The sequence below is a fragment of the Thiohalocapsa sp. genome, from assembly GCF_019695415.1.
Lineage (GTDB): Bacteria > Pseudomonadota > Gammaproteobacteria > Chromatiales > Chromatiaceae > Thiohalocapsa.
This window is the reverse complement of the sequence record NZ_JAIFKJ010000168.1, coordinates 1-10,951: the sequence shown is the minus strand read 5'-3', so window position 1 is coordinate 10,951 and position 10,951 is coordinate 1. Positions and strand designations below refer to the sequence as shown.

Genomic DNA, 10,951 nt, shown 5'->3' with positions numbered 1-10,951 from the left:
ACAGCCGCACCCCGCAGGTGCGCTGGACGGTGTAGAAGGCCGTGGCCATCAGGGTGCAGCCCCCGAAGGCAAAGATGACGGCGTTGGTGTGTACCGGGCGTAGGCGGCCGAACGACAGGTAGGGGCTGTCGAAGTTCAGGAACGGCCAGGCGAGCTCTGCGGCGATGTAGACGCCGACGGCCGCGCCCACGACCAAGTACACCACGGCCATGATCGTGAACCAGCGGACGACATCGAAGCTGTATTTTTGTTCGGCTAGCCGATCGGCAGTGGCTTCCATAGGACCCTCTAACGGACTAGAGAAAAAAGGACTTTCGCTTGGGGTTTTCCACCCTGGAAATCGCGCGCTGTCACCACAACGCCGGGACGGCGCAATGACAATTGATCACCGGGCGAAAGTCAAGCTGAGCGGAGCGGTCGGGATTGGGAGGGAATGCCCCAGATCGCCAGTTTCTTTTTATCGAACAGTCGGCTACGGCAATAGCCCTGTTGTCGTAACCCCTTATTTCTCTGCCATTTTCGCACCTGAACCGAGGTCGCGGTCGGCGGCAGGTCGGGCGGTCCAACTTGGCTCGGAGGTTGCTTGACAATGTGCGGCCCGCGGCGAGCGTAGGGCTTGCGGGCCGGGATCGCGCGCTCGGACAGCGCGGCTCCCTGCGGAGGAATATCGGCTGCGGGGTGCCGGAGGCACTGAGAGCGGGTGATGCGGCCGCTGCGTCGGAAGGTCGGCCCCTGGTGGCAGGCGGCAGACCGGTCTCGCAGTTACTTGAAGAAGGACTCCACCGAGAAGCCCTCTTTCTCCAGGATGTCACGCAAACGGCGCAGGGCGTCCATCTGAATCTGGCGCACGCGCTCGCGGGTGACGCCCAGCTCGTTGGCAACGCGCTCCAACGTCGAGTGCTCGTAACCGTGCAGCCCGAAGCGACGCTCGACGACCTCCCGCTGCTTTTGGTTCAGCTTGTCGAGCCAGTGATCCAGGTTCGTATGGATGTCGGCGTCCTGGATGTCGTCGCTCGGATCTTGGGCGCTGTCGTCCGGCAGCATGTCCACCAGCGGCTTGTCGGCATCCTTACCGTAGGGCGTGTCCACCGATGCGATGCGCTCGTTGAGGCCGAGCATGCGCTTGACCTCACCGATAGGCTTCTCCAGCAGCTCGGCGACTTCCTCGGTGCTGGGCTCGTGGTCGAGCTGCTGGGCGAGCATGCGCGTGGCCTTGAGATAGACGTTGATCTCCTTGACGACGTGGATGGGCAGTCGCACGGTGCGCGTTTGATTCATGATCGCCCGTTCCATGGTCTGACGGATCCACCAGGTGGCGTAGGTGGAGAAGCGGAACCCTCGCTCCGGATCGAACTTCTCCACCGCGCGGATCAGACCGAGGTTTCCCTCTTCGATGAGGTCCAGCAGCGGCAGCCCGCGATTCAGGTAGCGGCGTGCGATCTTCACCACCAAGCGGAGGTTGCTCACAATCATCCGTGAGCGCGCCGCCTCATCGCCCTGCTGCGCGAGGCGCGCATAGTGGACTTCTTCCTCGGCGGTCAGGAGCTTGGATTCGCCGATCTCGTTCAGATACAGACGCGTGGCATCGAAGTCGCCATCACCAGCTGAAAAACGGTGCCCCGGTGGATGCTGCTCCCCGCGGTCATCGTCGCCGTCCTCGCCTGCATCCAGCGCGGCGTCGCTGTCGGCCTCTTCCGACTCCGGGTCGCCGCCAGCGCTCTCCAGCAGCATGTCCTCGTCCTCCGGGACGGCATCCGTGTCCGGTTCGTCATCGCGTTCTTGCGTGGACATGGGACACTCCTCAAACGGGTGCGGCGTGCGCGCGACGCTGCCGGCGCACGCCATTTATGGTGTGCCCACCTCAGCGCGACGGCGGGAGGAAGCGAACAGGGTCCACAGCGACCCCATTGCGGCGGATCTCGAAATGCAGCAAGCCCTCGCCGTTGGCCGCACGGCCAGCGACGGCGACACGCTGACCGCGCTTGACGCGCTCGCCTTCGCGAGCCAGGAGCTCGCGGTTGAAACCGTATGCGCTTAGGTAGCTCGCGTTGTGCTTGACGATGATAAGGTTGCCGTATCCCTTGAGTCCACTACCGCTGTAAACCACCGTTCCGTCCGCGGCAGCGACCACCGGCGTGCCCTCGGCAACGCCGATGCGCACGCCCTGGCGGGTGCGATCGCCGTCGCGGAAGTCTTGCCGTATCGGCCCCTTGACCGGCCAGGTCCAGCTGATGCCGGAGCTCGCCGCACTCGCCCCCGCCACCGCGGCACTCGTGCGCGCGGAGGTCTTCACGACGCGCGAGTCCCGGGCGCCGGCACTGCGCGAGGCCGTGCGACGCGAGGCGCTGCGCGCCGGCCGCGAGCGGCCATCCGGCGGCTCTACGCGCAGTAGGTCACCGGCGATAATCACATAGGGCGGTGCGAGATCATTCCAGACCGCGAGCGTTCGCAGTCGCACGCGCTTGCGCTCGGCGATCTCGCTGAGGGTATCGCCGCTGCGGATCCGGTAGTAGCCAGGGGGCGCTGGGCCGTATCCGTCACGGCTGTCCACCGGCGCGAGCCCGCCGGCGCCACACCCGGCAAGCAACGCCGCCGACACCAGCGTGATTGGGACGCGCAACTGCCGAAGCGCTCGGCAAATGGCCGCGGGCCATGGCTGGGCAGCCCGCATCAGCACAACACCCGCGCAGCGAAGCCTGCCCCTGTGGCCGAATGCCTCCGGGCCAGCCGGGTCGAATCCTGTCCCATCAACCCCATCGCCTCCATTAGGCCACCCCGGCCAGCAGCGGCACGAAGGTCACCGGCTCCAGCACCTCGTGCCGGAAGCCGGCAGAGGTCCGGGTCAGGCGCACCAGCACCTGTCCGTCGCCGTCGTTCAGCGGCAGCACCATGCGCCCGCCGGGTGCGAGCTGCGCCGCCAGCTGCCGGGGCACGCCGTGTGCGGCGGCGGTGATCAGGATCCCGTCGAAGGGTGCATACTCCTGCCAACCCAACGCACCGTCGCCGTAGCGCAGCCGCACGTTGCGGCAGCGCAGCCCCCGCAGCCTGGCCTCGGCGCGCTGCCACAGCGCGGCGACGCGCTCCACGCTGTAGACACGGCGCACCAGCGCCGCCAGGACCGCTGTTTGATAGCCGGAGCCGGTGCCGATTTCCAGCACCGTGGAACAACAGCCGGGCGCCAACAGCGCCTCGGTCATGCGGGCCACCGTATAGGGTTGCGAGATGGTCTGACCATGACCGATGGGCAGCGCGGCATCATCGTACGCGTGCGTCGCGAGCGCCTCGTCCACAAACAAGTGCCGGGGCACCTGTGTGACCGCCGTGATGACACGGTCGTCGCCGATACCGGCGGCCGTGAGCCTAGCGGCCAGGCGCAGCCGCGCCCGGGCATGGTTCGAAGCGCGGCCTGCCGCGGGCAGCGCTGCTGGGGAACCAGTCATCACGGCAGCGCGTCCAGCCATTGCTCGAGGGACGCCAGTGCGGCATGGCGGGTAAGGTCGATCTGGATCGGCGTCACCGACACAAAGCCCGCGCGCAGGGCGAAGAAATCCGTCCCTTCCCCCGCATCCTGCTCGGGCCCGGCCGGGCCAATCCAATACATGGGCCGTCCGCGCGGGTCCTCGATACGAGAGACGGACTCGGCCTTGTGCCGGTGCCCAAGCCGGGTGGCTGCGACGCCGCGGATATCCGCGAGCGGCATGTCCGGCACATTGACGTTGAGTATCGTGCTCGGGCTCAGCTCAGCACCGCGCAGACCCGCCACGAGCCGCGCGGCCACAGCGCCCGCCGTCGCCAGATACTGAGGCTGATGCGCTGCCATCGACACCGCGATGGCCGGCAAGCCAAGAAAGCGGCCCTCGGTGGCCGCGGCCACGGTACCGGAGTAGATGACGTCGTCGCCGAGGTTGGGGCCATGGTTGATGCCTGCCACCACCAGATCCGGCTCCTCGTCGAGCAAGCCGGTGAGCGCAAGGTGTACGCAGTCGGTCGGGGTCCCGTTGACGCGGATGATGCCGGATTCGAGCCGCTCGGCGCGAATGGGCACGTCCAGCGTCAGCGAGTTGCTCGCGCCGCTGCGGTCGCGGTCCGGCGCCACCACCGTGACCCGGCCGAGTGCGGAAAGCGCGTCGGCGAGCACATGCAGACCGGGAGAACGATATCCGTCGTCGTTGCTGATGAGTATGTTCATGCCTGCGCGACTGCAGCGAAGCTGATCCCGACGGAGCCGCCCCGTCGGCCAGCGGCGCGGACAGAACGGGCCATGCAATGCCAAAATGGCCGGTGAGCGCCCAGGGGGTTTGCGAGCATGAGCTCCAACCCAAACCTGGTTGGGGTCGCCGGTGACGCCGGATGACACGCCCGCGATGATACCGGGAACCCTGGGGCGACGCTCTTGAGCCGCCCTTCTGCCGCCGTAGCCTGACCTGCCGGGGCGCACCCTGCGCCGCACCTCTTATCATAAGTCAGATGAACAAACAGCTCCACGAATCTGATTCAGAAATGTTTCGCACGGCGATGGGCGACGTCGAGCCGCTTGCTGCGAACCGCGCGGAGCCCTACCGTGAGCGCCCGCCCCCAATCCCGCGGCCGCAGCCTGCAGACGCCGAGCCAGAGCAGCCGGAACTGCTCGCCGAAAGCCAGGTGGAGACCCACGACTATCTGCTCTTTGCCCGGCCGGGAGTGCAAAAGCGTGTTGTCGCCGAGCTCCAGCGCGGCCGCATCGAGCCCGAGCTGGAGGTAGACCTGCACGGCCTCCGTGCGGCGCATGCCCGCATCGTCCTCACAGAGTTTTTCGCCGATTGCCGACAGCGCCGCGTTCGCTGCGCACGCATCATCCATGGCAAGGGCCGCGGGTCCGACAGTCCGCAGCCGGTGCTCAAGTGCAAGGTCAACTACTGGCTGCGGCTGCGCCAGGACGTGCTCGCCTTCTGCTCTGCGACGCGCCGCGACGGTGGGACAGGAGCGGTCTACGTGCTGTTGCGTAACCCGGACAAGGACGGCACGCGCCGCGCTCGGCGCTGACTAGGCTTTCCCGATCGATCCGCAAGGCTCATCTAGAAGCGAGCTCCAGTGACACGCCGCTGCACCGAACCGCTCCGGCTCTCGGCTATCCGATCGTGGCTGTGTGCCGCGCTCCTGTTACTCGTTTCAGTAAGTGCCGCAGCACAGCCGGACACCGCGGCACCCGGCGCTGCAGCGGCGGGGGACGGCATCCCCAGCGAGACACTGGTGGAGCAGCGCCTGAAGGACGTGGAGAAGGCCACGGATCTATCCGAGGCCGAGCGCGAGCGACTCACCGGCGAGCTGAACACGGTGTTGGAGGACCTTGCCGATGCGGCGCGCATGCAGGACGCCGCCGCCGAGTATGCGGCCGCTATCGAACGGGCCCCTGAAACGACCGAGGCCATCCGCAGTGAGCTAGCCGCCGCCGATGCAGCGCCAACGCCGACGCTGGACTTGCCCACGGACGCCAATCTGCCGGCCATTGAGTCGCGCATCACGGCCGAGCAGGCCGAGATTGCCGCCATCGAGGCGCGCATCACCAGGCTGTCCGAGGCACTGGAGGCGGCGGACCAAAACCCGGTACAGATCCGCGACCGTATCGCCGCCATCGAGGCACGGCTCGCCGAGCTGGAGCCCGCACCAAGCACCCCGGAGGCGGTCTCCGAGCAGGCAAGAGAGCTCAAGAATTGGGGCCGCCAGGCGCGTCGCGCCTCCCTGCGTGCCGAGCAGCAGATGCTGGAGCAACAGCTGCTGACCGCCGGCGCCCGGCCCGGGCTGACGCTCGGGAAGCGCGCACCAGCGCGGCCGGGGCTAGTGCCTGCCAACGCCCGCACCCAGCTGCTGGAGGCCCGCGCCAATGCACCGCGCCAGCCCGCCGCCGCAGAAGTCCAGGAACGCGTCGACGCGGACCGGACCGCCACCGCCGGCGCCCACCCGCTGGTGCAGACTTGGGCAGAGCGCAACGCGGAGCTCGCCGACACGGTCGGCGAAACCACCGCGGCGCTTACCCAGCTCGACGAGCAGCGCACCGCCCTGGAGCAGGCCCGCACCCGGATCGAGGAGGACTTCGCAAACGCCCGCGAACGACTGGAGGCCGCCGGCCTGAACCGCGCCCAGGGTCAGGTGCTCATCGAACAGCGCGCCCAGTTGCCGGACCCGCGCCAACTCCGCAAGGCCGCCGCCGAGCGCGCGGATGAGATCGCCGAGAGCACGCTGCGCAGCATTCGCTGGCGCGAGGAGCTCCGCAGCCTGGAGGATCTCGACGCCTGGGTGGATAGAGCCATCGTCGAGCTGCCCCCGGCGCAGCTCGCGGAGGCCGACCAGGCAGAGCTGCGCGCTGCCCTGAAGGCCCAGGGAGAAACCCGACGCAAGCTCCTCGTCACGGCGCTGGACCTGGAGGAGAGCTATCGCCGCGCGCTCGGTGAGGTGGACTTCGCCGGCCAGCAGCTGCGCGAGCTGGTGCAGCGTTACGACCGCTACCTCTCGGAACGGCTGCTCTGGGTGCGCAGCGTCGGCCCCGTCACAGAGCAGTCCTTCGCCGCACTGCCGGCGGCGGTGGCCTGGCTCATCAACCCTGTCAATTGGGTCAAGGTCGGCAGCACGCTGGCAGCGGAGGCCGCACGCTCGCCAGTGCTCTGGCTCGGCCTCGCCGCCGTGGCCGTGCTGTTTTGGCGCAACTCCGCGCTGCGCCGGGCCATCCGAGCCAGCGCAGAGCCGCTGCGGCGCATCAGCACCGATCGCTTCCGCTACACCCTCACTGCGCTCGGGCTTTCGCTGCTGGCGGCCGCGCCCTGGCCGCTGCTGGCCCTGACCCTAGGCTACGTACTGCACACGTCGCTTGTCGCGGGGCCTTTCGCCAAGGCGGTGGGCACCGCGCTCATCGCCATCGTTCCTGCGCTCTACTTCATGCTTGCCTACCGCATGCTCTGCCTGCGCGGCGGGGTTGCCGATCGCCACTTCCGCTGGCGCAGTGACACCCTGGTGCTGCTGCGCCGCTCAACCTTCACCGCCATCACGCTGTTGATGCCGGTGGGTGTCGTCGCTGCGATGATCCACAACCAGCAGAACCCGGAGTTCACGGCCACTTTAGGTCGGCTGTCACTGGCGCTGTTCAATCTCGGCCTCGGAGCCCTTACCGCCGTCGTACTCCACCCTAGCCGCGGCGTCCTCAAGCACATTCTGGCCGAGCGCCCGGAGGCCTGGTATGCGCGCCTGCGCATGCTCTGGTATCCGCTGCTGGTGGCGGTGCCCTTGGTGCTGGCGGGGCTGGCCGTGTCTGGGTTCCTGTACACCTCGGGCATGCTGCTGCGCTCTCTGGTAAACGAGCTCTGGCTCGCGTTAGGGCTCGTTGTCGCGCACCAGCTCATCGCCCGCTGGCTGCTGGTGACGCGCAGGCGCCTCGCGCTCACCGCCGCCTTGGAGCGCCGCGCCCAACGCGAGGCTGCCAAAGCCACCGATGCTGCGGGCGCGGAGGCCCTGGCGGTGCAGGAGGGGCCGGTGGACCTCGCCTCCCTGGACACCCAGACCCGCAAGCTTCTGAACCTGGTCATTTTCGTCGCCGCAGCCGCGGGCCTGTGGCTGATCTGGTCCGAGGTACTGCCGGCACTGAACTTCTTCGATCGCTTCACGCTCTGGCGCTACACCGGCACGGTGGACGGCGTCGATCAGGCCATCCCGGTGACGCTCGCGGACCTCGGGCTGGTGCTCGTGATCATCGCCGCCGCTATCGCCGCGGCACGCAATCTGCCGGCACTGCTGGAGATCGTGCTCCTGCAAAGCAGCCACGTCAGCGCCGGCAGCCGCTACACCATCATCACGCTCACGGGCTACGCCATCACCGCCATCGGTGCCCTGCTGGTCTTCAGCACCCTAGGGCTGTCCTGGGGCCAGGTGCAATGGCTGGTTGCGGCGCTCGGTGTCGGCATCGGCTTCGGCCTGCAGGAGATCGTCGCGAACTTCATCAGCGGGCTCATCATTTTGTTCGAGCGCCCGGTGCGGGTCGGTGACATCGTGACCATCGGCGACACGACGGGAGTGGTCACCAAAATCGAGATCCGCGCCACCACGGTGCGCAACTGGGACCGACAGGAGCTCCTGGTGCCCAACAAAGAGCTCATCACCGGCCGCCTCACCAACTGGACCCTGTCCGATCAGATCAACCGCATCGTGGTGCCCGTCGGCGTCGAATACGGCAGCGACACCCGCAAGGCGCTGCAGATCCTCGCGGACGTTGCGCGTGAGAATGAGCATGTGCTGGAGGACCCAGCACCGCTGATCACCTTCGAGGGCTTCGGCAACGACGCCCTGACCCTGGTGCTGCGCTGCTACCTGCAGGATATGGACTATCGGCTCGACACCATCACGGCGCTCCACCAGGCCATCGACGACAGATTCCGAGCCGCCGGTATCGGCATCGCGTTCCCGCAGCGGGACCTGCACATTCGTTCCGTGCAGCCGCTGGAGATCCACCTGCGCCGGGATCAGAAACCGGGCGCCGCCAGCGAGGCATCGGCCGCGGCCGACTGAGCCGCGCAGCCGCGCCCATCGAGGCCGCTCGGCCCCGCCCAGATCGACTGCACCACTGGCTTGGTCGCGCCTTCGCCGATCGGTCGAGCGGCATCTGGAGGGGAGCCCCCATTTGGAGGCACCACCGCCGCCGTGCCGACCGACAACCCTGCCCCCGTGGCCCGCGGACCGCTATACTGAGCCGCCTGTTCGGGGCCGCGCTGGCCCTGTCCCGACTCGAGTGACCGGAGCAGGCGATGGCAGATCCCGCCGCAACGGCCCCTTCCTCAGCGAGCGCGACGGACGTCTCCACGGGCGTAACCCCCGAGGTCGCCCGCGCTGTCGACGCCGGCGACACGCTGGCCGCCGTGGACCTGGGCTCCAATTCTTTTCACCTGCTGGTGGCGCGCATGGACGGAGGCACGCTGCAGGTCATCGACCGGCACAAGGAAATGGTGCGACTCGGCGAGGGCCTAACCAGCGACAAGCACCTGCGCGAAGACATTGCCGAGCGCGCCCTCGCCTGCCTGGAGCGTATGGGCCAGCGGCTCAAGGACATGCCGCCGGAGCGGGTGCGCGCCGTGGGCACCAACACGCTGCGCCAAATCCGCCCGGAAGCGCATTTCGTGGAGCGGGCCGAGCGGGCGCTCGGGCACCCCATCGAGGTCATCGCCGGGCGTGAGGAGGCGCGGCTCATCTATCTCGGCGTCTCCCACGGCCTCGCCATCGGCGACGAGAAGCGCCTTGTCATCGACATCGGCGGCGGCAGTACCGAGCTCATCGTCGGGGAAGGCTTCCAGCCGACCCTGCGCGAGAGCCTGCACATGGGCTGCGTCAGCATGGCACGCCGCTTTTTCGGCAACGACAAGATCACCGCCAAGCAGATGGACAAAGCGGAGCTGTATGGCGCGCTCGAGGTGCGTCCAGTGCGCGAGCTCTTCCGCCAGTCCGGCTGGGCCACGGCCACCGGCAGCTCCGGCACTGTCAAGTCCATTGCGGCCGTGGTCATGGCCGAGGGCTGGAGCGAGGACGGTATCACGGCGGATTCTCTTGAGCGCCTGCGCGCGGCCATCTTGGACGCCGGCAAGACGTCGGCGCTCGGCTTCAAGGGTTTGAGCGAACAGCGCCGACCGGTGTTCGCAGGTGGCGTAGCGGTGCTGCGAGCGCTCTTCTCGAGCCTGGCCATCGAGCATATGCGCGTGTCGGATCAGGCCCTGCGGGAAGGCCTGATCTACGAAATGGTGGGCCGGCTGGAGCACGAAGACGTGCGCGAGCGCACGGTGGCCACATTCAGCCGCCGTTTCGACGTCGACCAGGCACATGCAGCTCGGGTCAAGGACACCGCGCTGCACCTGCTGGACCAAGTGCGCGAGCCCTGGCAGCTCGATCATCCCGACTATGCACCCATGGTCGGCTGGGCGGCGGAGCTGCACGAGATCGGGCTCGCCGTCTCCCACAGTCAGTACCAGAAGCACGGCGCCTACCTCATCAGCAATGCCGACCTCTCCGGCTTTACACGCCAGGAGCAGGTGGTGCTGGCAGCCCTGATACTTGGCCACCGGCGCAAATTCCCGGTGGAGGCCTTCCTCGAGCTTCCCACGGGCTTGCACTGCTGCACCCGGCGCTTGTGCGCGATCCTGCGACTGGCGGTGCTGATGCATCGCGGGCGCAGCCCCGACAGCATTCCCGCGCTGACACTCAGCGCCGACGCTGACACCCTGGTGCTGCGCTTCCCTGAAGGCTGGCTCGACCAGCACCCCCTCACCCACCTGGAGCTGGAAGAAGAGGCCTCACGGCTGCTCGCCGGCGGCTTTGGGCTGGATTTCGGCTAGGCACTGCGCCACCGGCCATATCGTCACTTCACGGCCCCCGCTCGTCCCCGCGAGTCCGGCGGTCCCTGCCAGCGCCAAGCCGCGCCCGCACCCTCGCTGACCGACCGCGGCCAAAGACCACCCCGGAAAGTCCCCAATGGGGCCGAGCTGCTGCACGCCGGCGCTGCGCGGCAAAGCCCCGAGGGACGTGCGGAGAAGTAACCTCGCGCACAGACGTTGCTGCTAGAATCGGCGCCAGTGCCAAGTCACCCTGTCCGCGCGCCAGCGCGGCTCCCCGCCAACGAACGAAGGAGGACAGCAACAACCATGGCCAAGCTTTTTTCCGCCGAGTGGATGAACGAGCTCAAGGACGCCTGGAATAACGACCCTGAAGTCAGCGGCAAGCTCGCGGACATCGGCTTCGACTCCGTCATTACCTGCGGTTTCAAAAACGAGGATGATCCCCGCGGCGTCTTCGTCGTCGAGAAGGGTATCTGCACCCGCGCAGGCGACTGGAACGGCGAGAGTCCGGACTGGGACATGCGCGCCGACATGGACGACTGGCTCAAATGGGTCAAGAAGGGCATCGGCATGATGGGCATGGGCACCGCCTACGCCACCGGTAAGCTCAA

9 protein-coding genes are annotated in these 10,951 nt (G+C 67.7%); 4 read left to right on the top strand and 5 right to left on the bottom strand.

Features of this window, described 5'->3' with window-relative positions; all coding sequences use genetic code 11:
* From I6U14_RS04595 to surE, 5 genes are all read right to left on the bottom strand, one after another.
* The coding region (locus tag I6U14_RS04595) for a cbb3-type cytochrome c oxidase subunit I (RefSeq protein ID WP_296897248.1) at positions 1 to 280 on the bottom strand (280 nt) is incomplete at its 3' end.
* 482 nt (positions 281 to 762) lie between these two features.
* Entirely contained in the window at positions 763 to 1,791 is a 1,029-nt protein-coding gene (gene rpoS, locus I6U14_RS04590; protein ID WP_296897246.1) for an RNA polymerase sigma factor RpoS, read from the bottom strand.
* 70 nt (positions 1,792 to 1,861) lie between these two features.
* Positions 1,862 to 2,620, bottom strand: coding sequence for a peptidoglycan DD-metalloendopeptidase family protein (locus I6U14_RS04585; protein WP_296897244.1), 759 nt, complete (start codon positions 2,618 to 2,620; stop codon positions 1,862 to 1,864).
* A 145-nt stretch (positions 2,621 to 2,765) separates the two neighbouring features.
* The gene (locus I6U14_RS04580) at positions 2,766 to 3,440 is read right to left on the bottom strand and encodes a protein-L-isoaspartate(D-aspartate) O-methyltransferase (protein ID WP_296897249.1); all 675 of its coding nucleotides are present in this window, start codon (positions 3,438 to 3,440) and stop codon (positions 2,766 to 2,768) included.
* Positions 3,440 to 4,189, bottom strand: coding sequence for a 5'/3'-nucleotidase SurE (surE, locus tag I6U14_RS04575; protein WP_296897241.1), 750 nt, complete (start codon positions 4,187 to 4,189; stop codon positions 3,440 to 3,442). Before surE ends, I6U14_RS04580 begins: the two co-directional genes overlap by 1 nt.
* A 278-nt stretch (positions 4,190 to 4,467) precedes the next feature.
* On the opposite strand from surE, the gene I6U14_RS04570 reads away from it, so the two are divergent.
* From I6U14_RS04570 to I6U14_RS04555, 4 genes are all read left to right on the top strand, one after another.
* Complete coding sequence (locus I6U14_RS04570; protein WP_296897240.1) at positions 4,468 to 5,022, top strand: Smr/MutS family protein; 555 nt, start codon at positions 4,468 to 4,470, stop codon at positions 5,020 to 5,022.
* Between the two features lie 207 nt (positions 5,023 to 5,229).
* Complete coding sequence (locus tag I6U14_RS04565) at positions 5,230 to 8,529, top strand: mechanosensitive ion channel domain-containing protein (protein WP_296897238.1); 3,300 nt, start codon at positions 5,230 to 5,232, stop codon at positions 8,527 to 8,529.
* A 236-nt stretch (positions 8,530 to 8,765) separates the two neighbouring features.
* The gene (gene ppx / locus I6U14_RS04560; RefSeq protein WP_296897236.1) at positions 8,766 to 10,340 is read left to right on the top strand and encodes an exopolyphosphatase; all 1,575 of its coding nucleotides are present in this window, start codon (positions 8,766 to 8,768) and stop codon (positions 10,338 to 10,340) included.
* 306 nt (positions 10,341 to 10,646) lie between these two features.
* The coding region (locus tag I6U14_RS04555) for an SCP-2 sterol transfer family protein (RefSeq protein ID WP_296897234.1) at positions 10,647 to 10,951 on the top strand (305 nt) is incomplete at its 3' end.

What these genes read in the sequence shown, in the direction of transcription:
- I6U14_RS04570 (WP_296897240.1), top strand. Translation starts at nt 4,468, where the DNA reads ATGAACAAACAGCTCCACGAATCTGATTCAGAAATGTTTCGCACGGCG.
- I6U14_RS04580 (WP_296897249.1), bottom strand. Translation starts at nt 3,440, where the DNA reads ATGACTGGTTCCCCAGCAGCGCTGCCCGCGGCAGGCCGCGCTTCGAAC.
- ppx (WP_296897236.1), top strand. Translation starts at nt 8,766, where the DNA reads ATGGCAGATCCCGCCGCAACGGCCCCTTCCTCAGCGAGCGCGACGGAC.
- rpoS (WP_296897246.1), bottom strand. Translation starts at nt 1,791, where the DNA reads ATGTCCACGCAAGAACGCGATGACGAACCGGACACGGATGCCGTCCCG.
- surE (WP_296897241.1), bottom strand. Translation starts at nt 4,189, where the DNA reads ATGAACATACTCATCAGCAACGACGACGGATATCGTTCTCCCGGTCTG.